This is a genomic window from Pseudoduganella albidiflava (assembly GCF_004322755.1).
Lineage (GTDB): Bacteria > Pseudomonadota > Gammaproteobacteria > Burkholderiales > Burkholderiaceae_D > Rugamonas > Rugamonas albidiflava.
Window position 1 is genome coordinate 5,095,742 of sequence record NZ_CP036401.1, and the last position, 23,188, is coordinate 5,118,929.

16 protein-coding genes are annotated in these 23,188 nt (G+C 66.3%); 10 read left to right on the forward strand and 6 right to left on the reverse strand.

All coding sequences use genetic code 11. The features are described 5' to 3' along the window. Positions 1-104 precede the first annotated feature (104 nt). Positions 105-2,324 carry an alpha-glucuronidase family glycosyl hydrolase gene (locus tag EYF70_RS21100; RefSeq protein ID WP_229420488.1) on the reverse strand — a complete coding sequence of 740 codons (2,220 nt, stop codon included), beginning with the start codon at positions 2,322-2,324 and terminating at the stop codon, positions 105-107. 126 nt (positions 2,325-2,450) lie between these two features. Here EYF70_RS21100 and EYF70_RS21105 point away from each other — a divergent pair, with 126 nt between their 5' ends. Beyond that, on the forward strand, positions 2,451-3,569 hold the full coding sequence (locus tag EYF70_RS21105) for an endo-1,4-beta-xylanase (RefSeq protein ID WP_131147164.1): 1,119 nt from the start codon (positions 2,451-2,453) through the stop codon (positions 3,567-3,569). Positions 3,570-3,635: 66 nt separating this feature from the next. Here the strand turns inward: EYF70_RS21105 and EYF70_RS21110 are convergent, their stop codons facing one another. From EYF70_RS21110 to EYF70_RS21130, 5 genes are read right to left on the reverse strand one after another with little or no spacing between them, the layout of a single operon-like run. Further along, positions 3,636-3,923, reverse strand: a complete 288-nt coding sequence (locus tag EYF70_RS21110; protein WP_131147165.1) for a barstar family protein — start codon at positions 3,921-3,923, stop codon at positions 3,636-3,638. A 23-nt stretch (positions 3,924-3,946) separates the two neighbouring features. Beyond that, on the reverse strand, positions 3,947-4,336 hold the full coding sequence (locus EYF70_RS21115; RefSeq protein ID WP_131147166.1) for a hypothetical protein: 390 nt from the start codon (positions 4,334-4,336) through the stop codon (positions 3,947-3,949). 31 nt (positions 4,337-4,367) lie between these two features. After that, on the reverse strand, positions 4,368-7,223 hold the full coding sequence (locus tag EYF70_RS21120; protein WP_218943707.1) for a glycosyl hydrolase 115 family protein: 2,856 nt from the start codon (positions 7,221-7,223) through the stop codon (positions 4,368-4,370). Positions 7,224-7,238: 15 nt separating this feature from the next. Further along, entirely contained in the window at positions 7,239-8,828 is a 1,590-nt protein-coding gene (locus tag EYF70_RS21125; protein ID WP_218943708.1) for a glycoside hydrolase family 43 protein, read from the reverse strand. Next, the gene (locus tag EYF70_RS21130; protein WP_229420489.1) at positions 8,825-10,081 is read right to left on the reverse strand and encodes an SGNH/GDSL hydrolase family protein; all 1,257 of its coding nucleotides are present in this window, start codon (positions 10,079-10,081) and stop codon (positions 8,825-8,827) included. Before EYF70_RS21130 ends, EYF70_RS21125 begins: the two co-directional genes overlap by 4 nt. Before the next feature lie 198 nt (positions 10,082-10,279). On the opposite strand from EYF70_RS21130, the gene EYF70_RS21135 reads away from it, so the two are divergent. The 9 genes from EYF70_RS21135 (at position 10,280) to EYF70_RS21175 (ending at position 22,928) form a co-directional block, all read left to right on the forward strand. After that, positions 10,280-11,692: an enolase C-terminal domain-like protein gene (locus EYF70_RS21135; protein WP_131147168.1), complete on the forward strand. Its 1,413-nt coding sequence runs from the start codon at positions 10,280-10,282 to the stop codon at positions 11,690-11,692. 60 nt (positions 11,693-11,752) lie between these two features. Beyond that, the gene (locus EYF70_RS21140) at positions 11,753-12,970 is read left to right on the forward strand and encodes a fumarylacetoacetate hydrolase family protein (protein ID WP_131147169.1); all 1,218 of its coding nucleotides are present in this window, start codon (positions 11,753-11,755) and stop codon (positions 12,968-12,970) included. Next, a complete protein-coding gene (xylB, locus tag EYF70_RS21145) occupies positions 12,970-13,779 on the forward strand; it encodes a D-xylose 1-dehydrogenase (protein ID WP_131149248.1) in 810 nt (269 codons plus the stop codon). The genes EYF70_RS21140 and xylB overlap by 1 nt, the downstream gene beginning before the upstream one ends. Continuing rightward, complete coding sequence (locus EYF70_RS21150; protein ID WP_229420490.1) at positions 13,776-14,669, forward strand: SMP-30/gluconolactonase/LRE family protein; 894 nt, start codon at positions 13,776-13,778, stop codon at positions 14,667-14,669. Before xylB ends, EYF70_RS21150 begins: the two co-directional genes overlap by 4 nt. Then, positions 14,666-16,432 carry an IlvD/Edd family dehydratase gene (locus tag EYF70_RS21155; RefSeq protein WP_131147170.1) on the forward strand — a complete coding sequence of 589 codons (1,767 nt, stop codon included), beginning with the start codon at positions 14,666-14,668 and terminating at the stop codon, positions 16,430-16,432. Before EYF70_RS21150 ends, EYF70_RS21155 begins: the two co-directional genes overlap by 4 nt. A 289-nt stretch (positions 16,433-16,721) precedes the next feature. Next, positions 16,722-17,720, forward strand: a complete 999-nt coding sequence (gene xylF, locus EYF70_RS21160) for a D-xylose ABC transporter substrate-binding protein (RefSeq protein WP_131147171.1) — start codon at positions 16,722-16,724, stop codon at positions 17,718-17,720. Positions 17,721-17,747: 27 nt separating this feature from the next. Further along, a complete protein-coding gene (gene xylG / locus EYF70_RS21165; protein ID WP_131147172.1) occupies positions 17,748-19,277 on the forward strand; it encodes a D-xylose ABC transporter ATP-binding protein in 1,530 nt (509 codons plus the stop codon). Between the two features lie 22 nt (positions 19,278-19,299). After that, complete coding sequence (locus EYF70_RS21170; protein ID WP_131147173.1) at positions 19,300-20,442, forward strand: sugar ABC transporter permease; 1,143 nt, start codon at positions 19,300-19,302, stop codon at positions 20,440-20,442. Between the two features lie 92 nt (positions 20,443-20,534). Beyond that, entirely contained in the window at positions 20,535-22,928 is a 2,394-nt protein-coding gene (locus EYF70_RS21175) for a glycoside hydrolase family 3 N-terminal domain-containing protein (protein ID WP_131147174.1), read from the forward strand. The last annotated feature ends 260 nt before the right edge of the window (positions 22,929-23,188 follow it).

Below are 23,188 nucleotides of genomic sequence, written 5' to 3' on the forward strand. Positions count from 1 at the left end.
CGCATGCCATGGTTTTTCCACGCGCGGCGCACGCAGTTCCGAATTTATCATTCTAACATCCCGCGGCGGGACCGATGTTAGCGCACCCATCGGCCCCGACCGTCTCAATGGTGCCCTGCCGCGTACGGGAACTTGATGGCCTTGTACTGCTCCAGCGTGCGCTCCGGCTTGCGCACGCCCGGCGGCAGCGGCAGCGCGGAGACCGACTGGAAGTACGCCACCGACGCATCGCGCCACCAGCGCGCTTCCTTCACCTGCGTGTCGAGGCGCTGCGCCACTTCACCGTAGCGGCGCTCGTCCACCAGCGGTTTCAGCTTCTCCCAGCGCGCGCGCAAGCCTTCCGCCTCCGTGACGCCGCGATCGTAGCGCGCCACCAGTTCGGTCCACAGCGTGCGGCCGGACGGCATCGCGTAATTCCACGGCAGGTGGTGGAACCACAGCAACAGCTCTTCCGGCGTGGTGCGCGGATCGGCCCAGCGCTTCGCCACGCCCGGCGCGTACTGCGCCAGCGCATTCGAGCCGCTGGCCGTGCGGTCGAAGCCGATGCCCTGCTTGTCGGCCTTGTGGTAATAGGTCGGGTTCCAGTCCGGGCGGCCCAGGTTGTCGACCCATGGCCCCGGTCCGTGGTGGTGGCCGGTGTCCATCAGGTGGTGCAGGCCGAGCGGCGTCATGTAGTCGACCACCGCTTCGCGCGAGCGCATCATCATGTCGACGATCTGCGTGACGGCTTGCGGCTCGCGGCTGAACGTCTGCATCGCCCATTCCCGCGCGAAGGCGCGCGAGTCGCCCTGCGGATCCCAGGCAAAGCGCCCGTACGCATACCAGTTGGCCTGGTCGAAGTGCGAACCGCTCCAGGTGCGCGAGCTGCCGATATTGGCCACGCCGGCCATGCCGGTCGGGCGCCTGCCGTGATCGGCGTCTTCCAGCACCTGCGCCACCGTGAAGCCGTTCGGGCGCTGCATCGTGTCCGCCTTCAGCACTTCCTCGAACAGCGGGCCGAGGTAAGCCATGTGCATCGCGAAGCCCAGGTATTCCTTGGTGATCTGGAATTCCATCATCAGCGGCGTCTTCGGCATGGCGCCGAACAGCGGGTGGAACGGCTCGCGCGGCTGGAAGTCGATCGCGCCGTTCTTCACCTGCACCATCACGTTCGGCGCAAACTTGCCGTCCAGCGGCTTGAACTCGTCGTAGGCCTGCTTGGCGCGGTCGTCCGGCTTCTCGGCCGCGTACACGAACGCGCGCCACATCACGATGCCCTTGTGCGGCGCCAGCGCGGCGGCCAGCATGTTGGCGCCATCGGCATGGCTGCGGTGGTAATCCTGCGGGCCGGGCTGCCCCTCGGAATTGGCCTTGACCAGGAAGCCGCCGAAATCGGGGATGGCGCGGTAGATCTCGTCCGCCTTGGCGCGCCACCATGCCGCCACCTCCGGCGCCAGCGGATCGGCCGTCTTCGTTTCCTTCAGTTCCAGTGGCGTGGACCAGCGCGCCGACAGGTAGACCTTGATGCCGTAGGGGCGCAGCACATCGGCCAGCGCGGCCACCTTGGCGATCCACGGCGCGGTCAGGATCTCGGCCTTGGAGTTCACGTTGTTCAGCACCGTGCCATTGATGCCCAGCGACGCATTGGCGCGCGCGTAATCCACGTACTGCCGCTCGCGGATGTCGGGCAGCTCCCACCAGTTCCAGATCGACTGGCCCGAATAGCCGCGTTCCACGGTGCGGTCGAGATTGTCCCAGTGGTTCAGCACGCGCAACTGCAGCTTCGGTGCGGCGCGCTCGTCCAGCGCGGCCAGGGTCTTGCCGGTGCCGAGCGCGCGCAACAGGCCGAAGGCGCCGTACAGCAGGCCGATGTCCTCGTTGGCGGCGATCACCGTCACGCGCTTGCCGTTCACGCTGGCGCTTTTCAGCAGGTAGCCTTCGGGGCCCAGTTCCGCCAGCCCATCGGTCTTGAATCCTTGCGGCAGCGCACCCGCCTTCGCCAGCACGATGGCGCCGTCGGCAGCCGCGGTGCCCGAAGCCGGCGCCTTGCCGGCCATGCCCTGCAGCCCGCGGCGCAATTCATCGATGGCGGCTTGCACGGTCGGGGATGCCTTGCCGTCATAAGTGATCGTGCGCGCCTGCTGTTGCAGCTGGGCGGCCTGCTGCACAGGACGGTACCGCAACCACAGTTGGTAGCCATCCTCTTCCACCGCCTGCGCGGGGACCAGCACGGCCAATGACAACGCCAGCGCGACGACCGCCGCCATCGCACCACTGAGGGCCCGCCCGTTGATTCGCCCGCCGCGCGGGCCCCCGCCGGCACTCCGGTTCAGAATTCGCATCATGTCTCCGTTGTTTTTTGGTAGCGCAACCGTTTGCACTGTTATCGATGTTAGCGTAACCTTTGGCATTAGGCTACCTAAATAAGCCACATCAAATAATGACGGCCACCGCGCCGCACAGGAGACAAGATGACCACCACCCGCCGCGACATGCTGCGCCTGCTGGCCGGCACCGCCTGCGCCACCACCCTGCCCCCGCTGTTCGCCGCCGCGCCCGAGCCGCTGAAGGCGATCGCCGCCGCCAAGGGCCTGCGCTTCGGTAACGCGCTCGGCTACAAGTACTTCAAGGACCCGGCGCACCGCGCGCTGATGGCGCGCGAATGCGGCGTCATCGTGGCGGAAAACGAAACCAAGTGGCCGGCGCTCGAACCGCAGCGCGGCCGGCACAACTTCGGCCCGGCCGACGAGATGTTCGCGTGGGCCCGCAAGGAAGGCATGCAGGTGCGCGGCCATACGCTGGTGTGGCAGCCGGCGAAATGGCTGCCGGCCTGGGTCAACAAGCATGACTTCGGCCAAGGGAGCGCCGAAGCCGAGCGCCTGCTGCGCGAGCACATCACCACCGTCTGCAAACACTACGGAACCGGCATCTACAGCTGGGACGTGGTCAACGAGGCGGTCGAACCGGAAACCGGCGAGATGCGCGCCAACGTGTTCACGCAGCGCATGGGCGCGATCGAGCAGATCGACTTCGCCTTCCGCGTCGCGCGCGAGCAGGCGCCGCACGCGCAACTGGTCTACAACGACTACATGCGCGAAGATGCCGGCAGCGCGAAACACCGCGCCGGCGTATTGAAGATGCTGGCGGAACTGAAGAAGCGCGGCACGCCCGTGCACGCGCTGGGCATCCAGAGCCACATCGGTTCGTGGGACGACGTCAAGCAGAAAACCAATCCGGAACGCGACTGGCGCGCCTTCCTCGACGAAGTCACCGGCATGGGCTACGACCTGCTGATCACCGAGTTCGACGTCAACGACCGCATGCTGCCGGCCGACTTCGCGATGCGCGACGCCGGCGTGGCGGCGCTGGCCAAGGATTACCTCGACATCACGCTGTCCTACCCGCAGCTGAAGGACTTCCTGCTGTGGGGCCTGTCGGACAACGTCAGCTGGCTGCAGACCTGGGACGAGGCGCCGCGCAAGGACAAACTGCCGCAGCGCCCCTGCCCCTACGATGCCCAGCTGCGCGCCAAGCCGCTGCGCGAAGCCATCGCTGCCTCGCTGCGCGCGATGCCGCAACGCGCCGCCTAGCTCCCCGACACGGACGGATCATGATGGAACGGCAGCGCCCGGCGAAGGCTGCCGGTAACGTGTCGTTCAGTCCAGCACCAGCGAAAACCGTCCGGAAAAGTTCAACTCCACATCCTGCCGCTCCACATCGCGCAGGATGGACACGATGGTATCGAAACGCTCACCCATGGCCTCGCGTGAAAAGGCCGAATGGCGCCAGACCATACGCACCGGCCGTTCCACGTCGGTCGAAAGCACGTCCCACAGCGCGTCCAGATTCCTGCCGTAGTAATGCGGAAACGGCAGCGCCGCCATGATCGCCGCGTGAAAGTCAGCCTCGGACCGGATTGCCTGGCCGTCGAGTTCAAGTTCCATCTGCACCTTTCATCGAGACCGCATCATAGCGGCGAATCCGTCGTTCCCGGCAGGCGCAGCGCCTCGATGCCGATGCCGAACGCGGCGGTCAGGTGCTGCTCCAGTTCCTGGAGTGTCGGGCAGGCATGCCAGTCCTGCGCATGAACGTAATGGTCCCAGTCGTCCGGATACGCTTCCCACCCGGGCGACAGCGTGCAGCGGCGCACCCGGTAGGCGGCGATGACATCGGCATTGGGCGTCCTCCGTGACAGCACATGCTCGATTCCAGTACCGCGGTGGACAACGCTGGCGACAGCGTCGTCCACCATGGGGCGTACTTCGATGAACGTGCGCCGCTGTTCACCGGCGGCCGTGACCTCGGCTTCCAGATGCCTGCCCAGCCTGAGCCGTTCGGCGATCTGCGTCCGGTTCATCGGCATGCCCCCATGATTACGTCACCCATGATCACTTCACCCGCGGGCTCTCCGGCGGTCCCAGGTAGCTGGCCTTCATGCCGCCCGCATCGACCACCACTTTCTGCAGCACGACAGCCGGGTCGAGCGCCCAGATCTTCAGCACGTGCGCGCCCGGCTTGCCGATCGCATGGCGCGACGTGAACACGGCGGCGCCGTCGCCGACGATCTTCTCCCAGTGCTTCTCGGACGCGTCCGCATGCAGGTTGACCACCTGCGGCGCCTCGTCGTCGAAGGCGATCGCGTAGCGCAGGCCCTGGCCCGGCTGGAACTTCAGGGTCGGCGCGACGGTCACATGGACCTTGACGTTGCCGCTGCTGAACAGGTGCATGTCGTATTCCAGCCGCATGCCGTCGGCCGGGGCCAGCGCCGGCGCGTCGACCGGCAAGGTCGTCATGCCGGACAGCGTGCGGCCGTGATCCGGCACATTGAGCCAGTCGCGGCCCGGCGCGGCCACCGCGCGGGCGTAGTGCTCGGCCTCGATCGACACCACGCCATGGGTTTCCACGAAACCGCGCACCGGCGCGGCGCCGGCGGGCTTGTGCACCGGCACCTCGATCTTCGCTTCCCCGTTCGGTCCGGTGACGAACAGCGTGGCCCCCGTCGCGCCGGCCGGCACCTGGTCCCAGCGCACGTCGACGGCGACCCTCTGCACCTTGTCCACCGTGCCGGACGTCCTGTCGAGCACGATCCATGGCTCGCTGGCGCGCACCGAATACCGGAACGGCGTGCCACCCCGGTTGAACAGTTCCACCATGCGCGGCTTGCGCTCGAACGCGTCGAGTGCCGGCAGCTTCAGGCCGTGCGCGTCCGGCCAGGCTCCCTCGGCACCTTCGACGGCGATGCCCAGCGCGCCCGCCTTCGGTACCTGCACTTCGCTGACGGCCGGCATCACGTTGACGGGCGGCTGCTGCCAGTAGGTGTAGCCCAGGTGGGTCTGCGCCATCATGTGGTTCCACTTGCCGCCGTTGATCGCATGGTAGCGGCGCGTCAGCGCGGCGTCGTCGCGGAACAGGGCGCGGGCACGTTCGGCCATGTCGTTCGCCGCCGCCCTGCCCTGCTTCGCGTACAGGCGATTCAGGCCCGCCACCGCGTACAGCTCGTTGACGACGGCGCCCGCTTTCACCGGATGCAGCACCAGCTGGTAGAACCCATCGCGGCGTTCCTTCGGCAGGCTGGCCGCGATCTTCTCGGCGCGCGCCTCGAGCTCGCGGTACTCGGCCACGATGCGGGCCGACTCGCCGTAGTTCACGTGGCTGTACGTGGCCGGCTCCAGCATCTCCGGCCGGCGCCGGCCGTTGTACTTTGCGTATTTCGCCACGATGTCGGCGATATCGGCCGCATCGCGGGCGCCGAACTCGCGCGCCGCCCACAGCCGCAGGTATTCCTGCAGGCGGTCGGCCGGCCACGCCGCCGGGTTCCATGCGTACGTCAGGAAGAACTCCATCGGCACTTCCATCGGCTTCAGGTCGCCCACGTTGACGATCCACATGCGCGTCGCCTCGTGCTTCCAGGCCAGGTGCATCTGTTCCCACACCTTCGGCAGCGGCGTCACGTTCAGCCACTTGTAGTTGCGCGGCCCGCCCACGTAGTCGAAGTGGTAGTACACGCCGGCGCCGCCGGCGCGCTTGCGTTCCTGGGCGGTCGGCAGCCGGCGGATATTGCCCCAGTTGTCGTCGCACCACAGCAGCAGCACGTCGTCCGGCACGCGCATGCCCTGCTCGTAGTAATCCTGCACTTCCTTGTACAGCGCCCACGCCTGCGGCACCTTGGCCATGTCGGGGTCAAGTTCCTCGCCGATCATCTTGCGCTGGTCGGCCACGATCTTCTCCAGCAAGGCGACGTTGGCATCCTGCGACATCGGCTCGTCGCCATCGCCGCGCATGCCGAGCGTGACCACTTTCTCGTAGCCGCGCGTCTTCTTCAGGCCATCGCGCCAGAAGTCCTTCAGCACGGCCTCGTTGCGGCTGTAGTCCCACGGCCCCTTGCCGTAGCGCGACCACTCCTTGTGGGCGCGCATCATCGGCTCGTGGTGCGAGGTGCCCATCACGATGCCGTATTCATCGGCCAGGCGGCCGTTTTCCGGATCGTCGTCGAAGAAAGCGGCATCCCACATCGCCGGCCACAGGTAGTTGCCGCGCAGGCGCAGGATCAGCTCGAACACGCCCTTGTAGAACTTGCTGTTGTAGCCGCCGTAGCGTTCCTTCGCCCAGCCGGTCAGCGCCGGCGCCTCGTCGTTCAGGAAGATGCCGCGGTATTGCACCGCCGGCGCATCCTGCACGGCGGTGCCGGCCTGCGCGTAAAGCGCCTTGCGCTTGACGGGCGGCACGTCGGCCCACCAGTACCATGGCGACACGCCGATCTGTTCGGAGACTTCGTAGATGCCGTAGATCGTGCCGCGCTTGTCGCTGCCGGCGATCACCAGCGCGCGCTGCACGCCGGGCATCGGGTTGCGCACGGTGCGCACGAGATAGCCTTCCCACTTGCCGCGGATGGGTGCCACGTCGAGCATGCCGGACTTCGCCAGGCCGTCGATCAGCGCGCTCTTGCCGAGGGTGCCGGCGATGACGATATCGATGCCGATCGGCGCCTCGGCGTTGCGCACCTGGCGCAGGACCGGCTTCACGCCGCCGACCCGGGCCAGGTCGGCCTGCAGGTCGCCGGCCGCGCGCAGCACGCCCTTGTGGTCGCCCGCGTCGACGAAGATCGGCGCCGCCCTGCCCCTGGCCAGCAGTTCCACCGCATCGGCGTTGTCGCGTTCGAACGCGATGAATGGTTTCTGGCCCAGCGCCTGCGCGGCGCCGGACAGCTGGAGCAGCAGCGCCAGCAGGATGGAACGTAATACCATCGGTAACACCATCGATCAGTCTCCCAGCGGTTCGTAGTCGAACCAGTCCACGTCGGCCGGCGCCCCAGTCGCCACCACGCCGGCAAACACGCCGGTGAAGCCGCCCGCGTCTTCGGACGACAGCGCGGCCGTCGGCGCGGAACCCAGCACCACCGGCTTGCCGCCATCCTGCACGTAGCTGAACTCGTAGCGGTCGGGCCAGGCGCGGACCTGCAGGTCCACCGGCCCGGGACGCAATGCGGTCGAGGCCACCACTGTGCTTGTTCCCTTCATGCGCGTGACGAGCTCGATGCGCCGTGCCGCCTGGCTGCCAGCGATCCGCAACTGGTAGTGATTGGCTTCGTTCATGCGCAGCGCGAGGCCGGCATACTGCCCCGCGCCGGCCGGCTTGAAGTCGATGCGCGCGGCGATGCGCGCGTTCAGGTCCTGCTGGCGCCGGGCCACGAAGGCCGGCGTGGCCACGTCGTCCAGGCTGGCCTGGTTGCCGTTCAGCCGCAGGAAGCCGGGCCGCGCCGCCAGCGAATACAGGCCGGTGGACGGGCCGCGCACGAAGGTCCAGTGCAGGTCCAGCCTGGGCTGGTCGAACCCGGTGCGCACCGGCGCCTTCGGCAGCGGCGACAACGGCGGCAGGCCGGCCGCGCTCATCTCCAGCGCCAGCGGTTTGCCACCATTGACGACCGGCCAGCCATCCTGCCAGGTGACCGGCGCCAGCAGCGTTTCGCGGCCCAGGTGATGCTTGTTTTTTCCGTCATGCCTGGTGGGCCGCACGCCCAGCAGCACCATCCACCACTTGCCTTCGTCGGTCTGCACCATGTCGCCGTGGCCGGTGGCCTGCAACGGCGATGCGGGATGATCGCGATGCGACAGGATCGGATTGCCCTTGTGCGCCTCGAACGGCCCGAACGGCGACTTCGAGCGCGCCACCGTGATCATGTGGTCGTACGACGTGCCGCCTTCGGCGATCATCAGGTAATACCAGCCGTTCACCTTGTACAGGTGCGGGCCTTCCGGCCACACGCCGCCGGTACCGTTCCAGATCCGCTTCGGTTCATCGAGCAGCTTGCCCGTCCTGACGTCGATGCGCGACTGCACGATGCCGCCCTTTTCCCCGCCGTCGTGCCGCGTGTAGTACACCGTGCCGTCGTCGTCGAAGAACAGCGACGGGTCGATCCACGGCGTCTTTTCCTTCAGCCACACGGGTTCCGACCACTCGCCCGCCGGATCCTTGGTGTGGACGATGAAATTACCGCCGGTTTCGACGTTGGTAGTGATCATGTAGAACGTGTCGCCCTCGCAGCGCAAGGTCGGCGCGTAGATGCCGCGCGAGGCGCGCTGGCCCTTCAGGGGCAGCTGCGATTCGCGCGTCAGCGCATGGCCGATCAGCTTCCAGTTCACCAGGTCGCGGCTGTGGAAGATCGGCACGCCGGGGAAGTACTCGAAGGTACTGTTGGCCAGGTAGTAATCCTTGCCCACGCGGCAGATGCTGGGGTCCGGGTGGAAGCCGGTGATCACGGGATTGCGGTACGTCGCGGCCGCCTGCACTCCGCCGGCGAGCAGGAGCGCGCCCGCGAACGACGCGGCCATCAGCATGGTTTTTCTCATCATTTCGCTCCGCAACGGCTGGCCAGCGCCTTCAGCGGCACCGCTTCGGCCATCGCCCGCAGGCCGGCGATGGAGGGATGCAGGCCATCGTTGTCATACTCCTTGCGCAGCTTGTCGGGCTGCTGCGGGTCGCGCAGCGCCGCGTCGAAGTCGGCCACCGCGTCGAATACGCCGGACTTGCGGATCCACTCGTTCAGCTGCTGGCGGTCCGCCTCGTTGGCCGCCGCCGGCCGGTAATAGTCACTGCCGGCATATGGCGTGACAGTACCGCCGATCACGCAGATGCCATGAGCGTGCGCGCGCTCGACGAGCTGGCGGTGCGCCTGCTGCAAGTCCTCGACCATCTTGGCGCGCGCCGCCGGGATGTCCTCGCCGTTGCGGTGCTGCCCGCCCAGGTCGTTCACGCCGATCATCACCACCGCGTGTGTCACGCCGGCGCGGGCGATCACGTCGCGGTCGAAGCGCGACGCCAGGTTCGGCCCCAGGCCGTCGCGCAGCATGCGGCCGCCGCCGATGCCCACGTTGACCACGCCCATCGGCTTGCCGCCCTGCGCGATGCGGCCGGCCAGCACGTCCGGCCAGCGGTCGTTGCCATCCGTCGTGGTGCCGTAGCCATCGGTGATCGAGTCGCCGACCGCCACCACCGCGCCCACGTCGCGCGGCGCCTGCACCTCCACGTCGGCCAGCATGTACCAGCGCGGGATCTTCTCGGCGCCGCTCCATGCCGCGTCCAGCGTGAGCTGGCCCTTGGCCACGAAGCTGGTGGCGCGCGAGCCCGGGTGGCCGGTCTGTTTCGATGGCGCGCCATTGAAGTACAGCGACACGGCGATATCGGCACCGGCCTTGTGCGGCAGGGTCACCACGTCGCTGTAGTATTCCGCGCCGGCCGGGATCATCACGGAAGCACGGCCGCCGAAGGTCAGCACCCTGGCCGATTGCGGATCGATATCCGGATTGCCGGGCGCCTTCGCCAGGCCGATGCCGGCCGCTTCCACCGTCAGCGGCGTGGTGCCGAACACATTGCTGATGCGCACCCGCAGTTTTTCGCCACCCAGCGCCACGTGCACGATCTGGCGCAGCGTGGCGTCGCGCCAGTGCTCCTGCGGCAGCTCGTTCTGGGGTTCCGGGGTCATCTGGGCCGCGCCCCACGAGGCGACCCAGTGCCATTTTTTCGGCGAATCGGCGGCCGTCGCCGCACTTGCGGCCAGCAGCAGGCCGGCCGCGAGCGCGGCCAGGTGCATATGCGTTTTCTGCATGTTGTCTCCGTTTTTATGGTGTCTGGAAGTGACTTTCCAGTACTTTGCCCGCATTTCTCGGCTTGCCGTGCGCGCCGGATGTTGTAGCGCTATCTTCACCATCCGCTTTGCCGATCTTTACACTGCGGATATGTTGACTTGCCATCCCAAATACCGCACACTGCAAAATGTTAGCGCTATTCATTTTAGGTTAAGCCGATGGTACAGGCAACATATAATAACGAGACGAATGTGGAGACAAAAACACCCGTGATCACCGCGATGCGGGTGATTCCGGTGGCCGGCTACGACAGCATGTTATTCAACCTGTGCGGCGCGCACGGCCCGTATTTCCTGCGCACGCTCGTGCTGCTGACCGACAGCGCCGGCCATACCGGCATGGGCGAAGTGCCGGGCGGCGCGGGCATCACGAAAGCGCTGGAAAGTGCGATTCCCCGCGTGGTCGGCACGCCGATCGGACGCTTCAACCGCACGCTGAACGCGGTGCGCGAAGGCATCGCCGGAAAAGCCAGTGGGCCGCAAACGCTGCAGCACCAGGTCACCTCGGCCGCCGAGGCGGCCGTGCTGCAGCAGCCCCATGAAATCAACCTGCGCATCGAGAACGTCGTCACGGCGATCGAGGCCGCGCTGCTCGACCTGCTGGGCCAGCACCTGGGCGTGCCCGTCTGCGAACTGCTGGGCGCCGGCCAGCAGCGCGACAGGGTGCCGATGCTGGCCTACCTGTTCTACATCGGCGACCGCACGCGCACCGCCCTGCCCTACCTTGAAGGCTCGGGCAAAAAGGATGACTGGTACACGATGCGCCACCAGGAGGCCGTCACGGTACAAGCCATCGTCGAACAGGCCGAGGCCACGGTGGCCCGCTACGGCTTCCGCGACTTCAAGCTGAAGGGCGGCGTGATGCGCGGCGAGGACGAAATCGCGGCCGTCACCGCCATCAAGAAACGCTTCCCCGATTCCCGCGTGACGCTCGATCCGAACGGTGCCTGGTCGCTCGACGAGGCGATCCGCCTGTGCCGCGGCCAGGGCCACGTGCTGGCCTATGCCGAAGATCCCTGCGGCCCCGAGAACGGCTACTCGGGCCGCGAGACCATGGCCGAATTCAGGCGCGCCACCGGCCTGCCGACGGCCACCAACATGATCGCCACCGACTGGCGGCAGATGGCCCATTCGCACTTGCTGGGCGCCGTCGACATCCCGCTGGCCGATCCGCATTTCTGGACCATGCAGGGTTCCGTGCGCCTTGCCCAGCTGTGCCAGGAATGGGGCATGACCTGGGGTTCCCACTCCAACAATCACTTCGATGTGTCGCTGGCGATGTTCACGCACGCGGCCGCCGCCGCGCCGGGCCGCATCACGGCGATCGACACGCACTGGATCTGGCAGGAAGGGCAGGAACGCCTGACCCGCGAGCCGCTGCAGATCGTCGGCGGCGAAGTGGCGGTACCCGATCGCCCCGGCCTGGGCATCGAACCGGACCTGGACCGCATCGCCGCCGCGCACGAGCTGTACAGAAAAGTCGGCACCGGCGCGCGCGACGATGCGATGGCCATGCAGTATTTGATCCCCGGATGGACCTATTCGCCGAAGCTGCCAAGCCTTGGCCGCTGAACGATGGTCACTGAGCACATTCAGACTTTTCATCCATAACCAGAACAAGAGGAGACTCACATGAAGGAAGCGCCAGCCTTGTCTTTGTTGCCTGCCGACCTGCAGCAGGCTTTGCTCGTGGGCCGCGTTTGGCGGACCGGTGACATCGACGGCCCCGCCGTGGTGGCCGTGCGTAACGGCGAAGTGTTCGACATCACCCGGCATGCTTCGACCGTCGCCGAACTGCTGGAACGCGACGACGTCGTGGCCATCGTGCGTTCGGCAGCCGGCGAATCGCTGGGCCGCGTCGAAGCCCTGATCGAGAACGCGCTGTCGGCCAACCCGGCGGCGGACGTGCCGCGCCTGCTGGCACCGAACGACCTGCAGGCCATCAAGGCCTGCGGCGTCACGTTCGCCGTCAGCCTGCTGGAACGCGTGATCGAGGAACAGGCCAACGGCGATCCGGCCCGTGCCGAACAGCTGCGCGGCGAGCTGCTGGCATCGATCGGTGCCGACCTGTCCAGCATCAAGCCCGGTTCGCCGCAGGCCGAACAGCTGAAGCAGGAATTCATCAGCCGCGGTGCCTGGTCGCAGTACATGGAAGTGGGCATCGGCCCGTATGCGGAAGTGTTCTCGAAGTCGCAGCCGATGTCGGCGGTGGGCTTCGGCGCCGACGTGGGCCTGCACCCGGAATCGAAGTGGAACAACCCGGAACCGGAAATCGTGCTGGCCGTGACGAGCCAGGGCAAGCCGGTCGGCGCCACGCTGGGCAACGACGTGAACCTGCGCGATATCGAAGGCCGCAGCGCGCTGCTGCTCGGCAAGGCCAAGGACAATAACGGTTCCTGCTCGATCGGCCCGTTCATCCGCCTGTTCGACGACCGGTTCTCGCTCGACACGGTGCGCAATGCCGAAGTGCGCCTGACCATCGAAGGCGTGGACGACGACTTCGTGCTGGACGGCGTGAGCCTGATGAAGCAGATCAGCCGCGACCCGCTCGACCTGGTCGGCCAGACCTGCGGCGCGCACCACCAGTACCCGGACGGCTTCATGCTGTTCCTCGGCACGATGTTCTCCCCCATCAAGGACCGCGACGCCAAGGGCGGCGGGTTCACGCACCACAAGGGCGACCGCGTCACCATCGCGAGCCCGGCGCTGGGGGCCCTGATCAACCACGTCCACCGCAGCGATGAAATCGCGCCATGGACCTTCGGCGTTCGCGCCCTGTACAACAACCTGGCGCGCCGCGGCCTGCTGGGCAATGTAACTGAAGCAACCAAAGCAACTGGAGAAAAATGATGGCTGGCAACACGAACCAAGATCAACGGCCACCGTTTGAATATGCGACCTATCCTGACCTGAAGAACAAGCGTGTCGTCGTCACCGGCGGCGGCACCGGCATCGGCGCGGGAATCGTCGATGCGTACGTCAAGCAAGGCTCGCAGGTGGTGTTCCTGGACATCGCCGACGAACCGTCGCAGCAGCTGGCCGCCAGCTACCCTGGCGCGGCGCACCAGCCGCGCTACATCCACTGCGACATGACGAATATTGAAGAGCTGAAGAAAACGTTTGCAGACATCGAGCGCGATATCGGCGGCGTCGACATCCTGATCAACAATGCGGCCAACGACCACCGCCACGCCGTGGCCGACGTCACGCCGCAGTACTGGGACGACAGCCTGGCCGTCAACCTGCGCCACCAGTTCTTCTGCGCGCAGGCCGTGGCGCCGGGCATGAAGAAGAATGGCGGCGGCGTGATCCTGAACTTCGGTTCGATCTCGTGGTACCTGGCCCTGCCGCAACTGACCCTGTACATGACGGCCAAGGCGGCCATCGAAGGCTTGACGCGCGGCCTGGCCCGCGACCTGGGCAACGATGGCATCCGCGTCAATACCGTGATCCCCGGCTCGGTCAAGACCCCGAAGCAGATGGCGCTGTGGTACACGCCGGAAGGCGAAGCGCAGATCATGGCCTCGCAGCTGCTGAAGGAGCGCATCGAGCCGGAAGACGTGGCCGCACTGACGCTGTTCCTGTCGTCGAACCAGGCGTCGCGCTGCACCGGCCGCGACTACTTCGTCGATGCCGGCTGGTATGGAGACGGCAAGTGAGCACGCCGACCAGCACGACGCCCGAGTGCATCTGGCCGCTGGAAGCAACGCTGGGCGAAGGCCCGGTCTGGCATCCGGTCGAGCAGATGCTGTACTTCGTCGACATCAAGCAGCACAAGCTGCACCGCTGCGACGCGCACGGTGGACAGCGCCAGACGTGGGACATGCCGGGCGAGACCGGCTTTGCGCTGCCAGCCGAGAGCGGCGGCTTCGTCTGCGGCCTGGCGGGCAAGCTGGTGCACTTCGATCCGGCCACCGGCACGTTCGCGCCGATCACCGAATTCGAAGCGGACCGCCCGGGCAACCGCCTGAACGACGGCCACGTGGCGCATGACGGTGCCCTGTGGTTCGGTTCGATGGACAATGCCGAAACCGCGGCCAGCGGCGCCCTGTACCGCTATGACGGTGCGCTGCGCAGCGGGCTGACGAAGCACGACGACGGCATCATCATCACCAATGGCCCGGCGTTCTCGCCGGACCGCAAGACCTTCTACCACACCGATACCTTCGGCAAGACGGTGTACGCCTTCGACGTGACCGCCGAGGGTACGCTGGCCAACAAGCGCGTGTTCGCCACGATCGCCGAACCCGGCTGGCCCGATGGCAGCGCCGTCGACGCCGCCGGCAACGTGTGGGTCGCCGTGTTCCGCGGCGCCCGCGTGCTGCGCTATTCGCCGGCCGGCGAACTGCTGGAAACCATCGCCTTCCCGGTACCGAACATCACCAAGATCGCCTTCGGCGGTCCGGACCTGAAAACCGCCTTTGCCACGACCGCCACGAAAGGCCTCACGGCCGAGGAACGCGCCGCCGCCCCGCTCGCGGGTGGTGTATTCGCCTTCCCCGTCGACGTGCCCGGCCTGCCGCAGCACATGATTGGATTTGTAAAATGACCCGCCGTTACCGTTCCCAGGACTGGTTCGACAATCCGGACCACATCGACATGACCGCGCTCTACCTGGAGCGCTTCATGAATTACGGGATCACTCCCGACGAGCTGCGCAGCGGCAAGCCGATCATCGGCATCGCGCAGTCGGGCAGCGACATCAGCCCGTGCAACCGCATCCACCTGGATCTCGCCAAGCGGGTGCGCGACGGCATCCGCGACGCCGGCGGCATTCCGATGGAATTCCCGCTACACCCGATCTTCGAGAACTGCCGCCGCCCCACCGCCGCGATCGACCGCAACCTGGCCTACATGGGCCTGGTGGAGATCCTGCATGGCTATCCGATCGACGCGGTAGTGCTGACCACCGGCTGCGACAAGACCACGCCGTCGCAGCTGATGGCCGCGGCCACGATGGACCTGCCGGCGATCGTGCTGTCCGGCGGCCCGATGCTCGACGGCTGGCTCGATGGTGAGCTGGTCGGTTCCGGCGCGGCGATCTGGAAAGGCCGCCGCCGCCTGGCCGCCGGCGAGATCGACAACGAGAAATTCCTCGAGATCGCCGCCGCTTCCGCGCCGTCCGCCGGCCACTGCAACACGATGGGTACCGCGTCGACGATGAATGCCATCGCCGAGGCGCTGGGCATGTCGCTGACCGGCTGCTCGGCCATTCCGGCACCGTACCGCGAACGCGGCCAGATGGCCTACGAGACGGGCCGCCGCATCGTGGCGCTGGCCGAGCAGGACATCCGTCCGTCGTCGATCCTGACGCGTGAAGCGTTCCTCGATGCGATCGTCACCAACGCGGCGATCGGCGGTTCCACCAACGCGCAGCAGCACATCATGGCGATGGCGCGCCATGCCGGCGTGGAAATCCACACGGAAGACTGGATGAAGTACGGCCACGACGTGCCGCTGCTGCTGAACATGCAGCCTTCCGGCAAATACCTGGGCGAGCGCTTCCACCGCGCCGGCGGCGTGCCGGCCGTGATGTGGGAACTGGAACAGAACGGCCTGCTGCGCTCGGACCGCCCGACGGTCACCGGCAAGAGCATGAAGGACAACCTGGTCGGCAAGGAAACCAACGACCGCGAGATGATCTGGCCGTTCGCGGCGCCGCTGAAGGAAAAGGCGGGCTTCTTCGTCCTGTCGGGCAACCTGTTCGACTTCGCCATCATGAAGACCTCCGTGATCTCGGACGAGTTCCGCGCCCGCTACCTGAGCCAGCCCGGCAACGAAGGCGTGTTCGAAGCCCGCGCCATCGTCTTCGACGGCTCGGACGACTACCACAAGCGCATCAACGACCCTTCGCTGAACATCGACGAAGACTGCATCCTGGTCATTCGCGGCGCCGGCCCGATCGGCTGGCCCGGTTCGGCCGAAGTCGTCAACATGCAACCGCCCGATGCGCTGATCAAGCGCGGCGTGAAGAACCTGCCGACGCTGGGCGACGGCCGCCAGTCCGGCACCTCGGACAGCCCGTCGATCCTGAACGCTTCGCCGGAATCGGCGGTGGGCGGCGGCCTGGCGTGGATCCGCACCGGCGACACCGTGCGCATCGACCTGAACAACGGCACCGCCAACATGCTGGTCGACGATGCCGAGATCGAGCGGCGCAAGGGCGACGGCATCCCCGCCTTCCCGGCCAGCCAGACGCCATGGCAGCAGATTTACCGTTCGACGGTGGGCCAGATGCAAAGCGGCGCCTGCATGGAGATGGCGCTGGAGTACCGGAACCTGCGGGACGTCGTGCCGCGGCATAACCATTGATGTTTGGTGTCTGACACCGTAATGGCGGTCTGCACGTTGAAGGCGCAGACTAGACCCACCGGCAAATGCCGGGGTCAGACCCGCCGGGGTGGAGCAGGGGTTTCGCGGAGCATGCTCCGCGCCTGCGGAACGGTGCGAGCTTGCAAGCTCGCACTCCTCCCTGACCCCAGGTTTTGCCGCTGGGGTAATAACGCTTTACTGACACGCATACGATGAACTGATCCAGCGCTACCAACCCATCCAAGATAACAACAACAGGCCACAGGCCACCCATCTTAGGAGACACACCATGAAGTTGAAGATCGCCATCGCGAGCGTGCTGCTCGCCCTCACCTCCACCGCCGCCCTGGCGGATGCGAAAAATCCGAAGATCGGCTTCTGCATCGACGACCTGCGCCTCGAGCGCTGGACGCGCGACCGCGATTACTTCGTCAAGGAAGCCGAGCGCCTGGGCGCCAAGGTCTACGTGCAGTCGGCCGATGCCAGCGAGCAGCGCCAGATCTCGCAGATCGAGAACCTGATCTCGCGCGGCGTGGACGTGCTCGTGATCGTGCCCTACAACGCCACGGTGCTGAACAACGCGATCCGCGAAGCCAAGAAGGCCAAGATCAAGGTGGTGTCGTACGACCGCCTGATCCTCAACTCCGACGTGGATGCCTACATCTCGTTCGACAACCAGAAGGTGGGCGAACTGCAGGCCGAGGCCATCAAGGCGATCAAGCCGAAGGGCAACTACTACCTGCTGGGTGGCGCGCCGACCGACAACAACGCCAAGATGCTGCGCGAAGGCCAGCTGAAGGTGCTGCAGCCGCTGATCGACAAGGGCGACATCAAGGTGGTCGGCAAGCAGTGGGTGAAGGACTGGAGCGCTTCCGAGGCGATGGCCATCGTCGAGAACGCGCTGACCGCCAACAACAACAAGATCGATGCCATCGTGGCCTCGAACGATGCCACGGCCGGCGGCGCGATCCAGGCGCTGACCTCGCAGAAGCTGCAGGGCAAGGTGCCGGTCTCGGGCCAGGATGCCGACCTCGCCGCGGTGAAGCGCGTGATCGCCGGCACGCAGGCCATGACGGTGTACAAGCCGCTGAAACTGATCGCCACCGAAGCGGCGAAGCTGTCCGTGCAGCTGGTGCGCAACGAGAAGCCCGGCTTCAACTCGCAGTACAACAACGGCGCCAAGCAGGTGCCCACGCTGCTGCTGAAACCCATCCCGCTGACCAAGGCCAACGTGCAGGTGCTGGCCGACGACGGCTTCTACTCGAAGGCCCAGCTGAGCGCCAACTGATACCGCACCTTACCCCTAAGTGAGCGCATGAGCGATTACCTTCTCGAGATGCGCGGCATCGTCAAGCAGTTCGACGGTGTGCGCGCACTGAATGGCATCGACATCAAGGTGAAGGCCGGCGAATGCGTCGGCCTGTGCGGAGAAAATGGCGCCGGTAAATCCACGCTGATGAAGGTGCTGTCCGGGGTCTACCCGCACGGTACCTACGACGGCGGGATCTACTGGGACGGCGCGCCTTTGCAAGCCACCTCGATCCGTGAAACGGAAGCCGCCGGCATCGTCATCATCCACCAGGAACTGATGCTCGTGCCGGAACTGTCGGTGACGGAAAATATCTTCCTCGGCAACGAGATCACCCTGCCCGGCGGGCGCCTCGACTACGACACGATGAACCGCCGCGCCAACGAACTGCTGGCCGAGCTGAACATCCGCGACGTGAACGTGGTGCTGCCCGTGAAGCAGTACGGCGGCGGCCACCAGCAGCTGATCGAGATCGCCAAGGCCCTGAACAAGAATGCCCGGCTGCTGATCCTGGATGAACCGTCGTCGTCGCTGACAACGTCGGAGATCCGCATCCTGCTCGACATCATCCACCAGCTGAAAGCCAAGGGTGTCACCTGCATCTACATCTCGCACAAGCTCGACGAGATCGCGGCGATCTGCGACACCATCGTGACGATCCGCGACGGCCAGCACATCGCCACCACGCCGATGGTCGACATGAGCGTGGAAAAGATCATCGCGCAGATGGTCGGGCGCGAGATGAACCAGCTGTACCCGCAGCGGCGGCACACGCCGGGCGAGGTGGTGTTCGAGGCGAAGCACGTGACGTGCTGGGACCCGGACAACCCGCAGCGAAAGCGCGTGGACGACGTGTCGTTCACCTTGCGCAGCGGCGAGATCCTCGGCATCGCGGGCCTGGTGGGCGCCGGGCGCACGGAACTCGTGTCGGCGATCTTCGGCTCGTATGAAGGCCAGTACGAGGCCGAGGTGTGGTACCAGGGCAGGCGCTGGGATACCGGCTCGCCGCTGAAATCGATCCGCGCCGGGCTGGCGATGGTGCCGGAAGACCGCAAGCACCATGGCATCGTGCCCGACCTGTCGGTGGGCCAGAACATGACGATGGCCGTGCTGCAGCAGTTCTCGCATGGCACGCGCATCGACCAGGACGAAGAGCTGAAAGTGATCCGGGAAGAGATCGGCCGGCTGAAGCTGAAGACGGCCAGCCCGTTCCTGCCGATTACCGGGCTGTCCGGCGGCAACCAGCAGAAGGCCGTGCTGTCGAAACTGCTGCTCACCAGGCCGAAGGTGCTGATCCTCGACGAACCCACGCGCGGCGTGGACGTGGGCGCCAAGTTCGAGATCTACCAGCTGATGCTGAACCTGGCCAGCGAGGGTATCCCGATCATCATGGTGTCGTCCGAACTGCAGGAAGTGCTGGGCGTTTCCGACCGCGTGCTGGTGATCGGCGAGGGACAGTTGCGCGGCGATTTCGTCAACGACAACCTCACGCAGGAAACCCTGCTGGCCGCCGCCCTGGCACAACCGCTGCACTGAACGCTTCACTAGAGTGAGACCGATGAAAAGCAATCAATTCAAAAAGCTGTTCACGCAGTACAAGATGCTGGCCCTGCTGGTCGCAATCGTGCTGATCTGGGGCTTCTTCACGTGGATGACGGAGGGCGGCTTCCTCACGCCGCGCAATATGTCGAACCTGATGCGGCAGATGGCCGTGACGGGCATCCTGGCCTGCGGCATGTCGCTGGTGATCATCGCCGGCGAGATCGACCTGTCGGTGGGCTCGCTGCTTGGCCTGCTGGGCGGCGTGGCGGCCGTGCTGGACGTCACGCACGGCATGGGACTGCCCGTCAACATGATCGCGGTACTCTGTTTCGGCCTGCTTATTGGGCTATTTAACGGCTACCTGACGGCCTACCTGCACATCCCCTCGTTCATCGTCGGCCTGGGCGGCATGCTGGCCTACCGCGGCATCCTGCTGGGCGTGACCGATGGCGTGACGATCGCGCCCGTGTCCGAGGAATTCGTCTACATCGGCCAGGGCTACCTGCCGCCGCAATGGGGCGTCGTGCTGGGCGTGACGCTGTTCGTGATCGCCATCGCGCTGACGTTCCGGCAGCGCAAGAGCCGCGCGCACCACGGCCTGGAACAGGTGCCGCCATGGCGCGACGGCCTTCGCCTGGGCATCATCGCCGCCGTGCTGTTCGGCTTCGTGACCACGCTGAACAGCTATGAAGGCATCCCGCTGCCGGTGCTGCTGCTGCTCGCCCTGCTGGGCATCTTCACCTACATGACCACGCAGACCGTGTTCGGCCGCCGCATCTACGCGGTGGGCTCGAACATGGAAGCGACGCGCCTTTCCGGCATCAACGTGAAAGCCGTCAAGCTGTGGATCTTCGGGATCATGGGGCTGATGTGCGCGCTGGCGGGCCTGATCAACACGGCCCGCCTGGCGGCCGGCGCTCCATCGGCCGGCACGTCCGCCGAACTGGACGCGATCGCCGCCTGCTTCATCGGCGGCACGTCGATGCGCGGCGGTTCCGGCACCGTGTACGGCGCGCTGATCGGCGCGCTGGTGATGGCCAGCCTGGACAACGGCATGTCGATGCTGGACGTCGACACCTACTGGCAGATGATCGTCAAGGGCGGCATCCTCACGCTGGCCGTGTGGGTCGACGTGGCGACGCGGACGGGCAAGCGCTGACAGCATGGATGAGCCCGTGTCATGGTGCCTGACCCCATGACACAGGCTCAGCCGCAGCAAGTTGCAAGCTGAACAGATAACAAAGGAGACTCATGCAACACGAATCGAACAACGGCCGCCGCCGCTTCCTGGCCACGATGGCCGCCGCCGGCGCGGCCCCCACGCTGTCCATGGCTGCCACGGCACGCCCGCTGTACAAGGACCCGGCGGCGCCGGTGCCGAAGCGCGTCGCGGATCTGCTGAAGCGGATGACGCTGGAGGAAAAGATCGCGCAGATGCTGTGCGTATGGATCGAGAAGGGCAAGATCGAGGACAACGGCGCCTTCTCGGCCGCCAAGGCCGCCACGGTCTACCCGCACGGCATCGGCATGATCGCGCGGCCGTCCGACCGGCAAGGCAAGTCCGAGGCCGGCGCGGCCGCCGCGGCGGGTGACGATGGCGCGCGCCCGAACCGCGGCGCGCAGGAAACGGCCAATTACGTGAACGCGGCGCAGAAATGGGCGCTCGAGCAGACCCGCCTGGGCATCCCGCTGTTCATGCACGAGGAAGCGCTGCACGGCTATGCGGCGCGCGATGCCACCTCGTTCCCGCAGGCGATCGGCCTGGCGTCGTCGTTCGACACGGACCTGGTGACGAAGGTGTTCTCGGTGGCCGCCCGCGAAATGCGCGCACGCGGCGCCAACTTCGCGCTGGCGCCCGTGGTGGACGTGGCACGCGAGCCGCGCTGGGGCCGCATCGAGGAAACCTTCGGCGAAGACCCGCACCTGTGCACGGAAATCGGCAAGGCCGCCGTGATCGGATTTTCCGGCACGACGCGCCAGCTGGCAAAGGACAAGGTACTGACCACGCTGAAGCACATGACCGGCCATGGCCAGCCGGAATCGGGCACCAACATCGGCCCGGCCGAAGTGTCCGAACGCACGCTGCGCGAGGAATTCTTCCCGCCGTTCGAGCGCCTGGTGAAGGAAACCACGGTGGCGGCGATCATGCCGTCGTATAACGAGATCGGCGGCGTGCCCTCGCACGCCAACCGCTGGATGCTTGACGACGTGGCCCGCAAGGAGTGGGGCTTCAAGGGCGTGATGGTGTCGGACTACATGGGCATCCGCGAACTGGTCACGCGCCACAAGATGGCTGCCACGCCGAAGGAAGCCGGCTACTACGCGGTGAAAGCGGGCGTGGATATCGAGACGCCCGATGGCCACGGCTACCGCCACCTCGCCGAGCTGGTCAAGGAGGGCAAGGTCGCCGAAAAGGAAATCGACACGATCGTGCGCCGCATCCTGGAACTGAAGTTCCTGGCCGGCCTGTTCGAGAACCCGTATGCCGATGCGGCCAGCGCCGATGCGCAGACCGCGACGGCGGCCGACGTGGCGCTGGCGCGCGAAGCCGCCGGCCGCTCGGTGGTGCTGCTGAAGAACGACAAGGGCGTGCTGCCCCTGCAGGCGAAGAAGACCGGCAAGCTGCTGCTGCTCGGCACGCACGCGAAGGACACGCCGATCGGCGGCTACTCCGACATCCCCCGCAAGGTCGTGTCGATTCACGACGCGCTGCGGGCCGAGGCCACGGCGCAGGGCTTCGCCTTCGATTACCGCGAAGGCGTGCGCATCACCGAGGAACGCATCTGGGGCAAGGACGAGATCCGCTTCACCGCGCCGGAAGTCAATGCGCGCCTGATCGCCGAAGCGGTGGCGGCGGCGAAGACGGCCGATACCATCGTGATGGTGCTGGGCGATAACGAGCAGACCAGCCGCGAGGCGTGGGCCGACCAGCACCTGGGCGACCGCGCCACGCTGGACCTGATGGGCCAGCAGAACGACCTGGCGAAAGCCATCTTCGACCTGGGCAAGCCCACCGTGGTGTTCCTGCTGAACGGCCGGCCCATGTCGATCAACCTGCTGGCCGAGCGGGCCGACGCGATCATCGAAGGCTGGTACCTGGGCCAGGAAACGGGCAACGCGGCGGCCGACGTGCTGTTCGGCCGCGTCAACCCGGGCGGCAAGCTGCCCGTGTCGGTCGCGCGCAACGTGGGCCAGCTGCCGATCTTCTATAACCACAAGCCCTCTGCCCGGCGCGGCTACATCGACGGCAGCACGAAGCCCCTGTATCCGTTCGGCTTCGGGCTGTCGTACACCACCTTCGACATCTCGGCGCCGCGCCTGCGCAAGGCCACGATCCGGCCGAACGAAGCCACGCAGATCGAGGTCGACGTGGCCAACACCGGCGCGGTGGCGGGCGACGAGGTGGTGCAGCTCTACATCCGCGACGATATCTCGTCCGTGACGCGGCCCGTGCTGGAGCTGAAGGCGTTCCGCCGCGTGACCTTGCAACCGGGCGAAAAGAAGACGGTGGTGTTCGACATCAAGCCCGCCGACCTGGCGTTCTACAACGTCGACATGAAGCGCGTGGTCGAACCGGGCAGTTTCACCATCCATGCGGGGCCGGACAGCGTGCGGCTGAAGTCGGCGAAGCTGACGGTGAGCTGATGCCTCGCTGCAATCTTTCCCGGAGAATGGGGTACGTCCCGATGGCGCTCAGATAAGCCCACCCCAAGTGCAAATTCCGGGGTCAGGGAGGAATACTGGCTTGCAGGCCAGTATCGCTACGTCGGCAAGGAGCGATGCTCCTCGAAACCCCGACTACGCCCCGGCGGGGTGAAGCAGGGGTTTCACGAAGCATGCTTCGCGCCTGCGCAACGGTGCTGGCATGCATGCCAGCACTCATCCCTGACCCCAGCCCTCCGCTG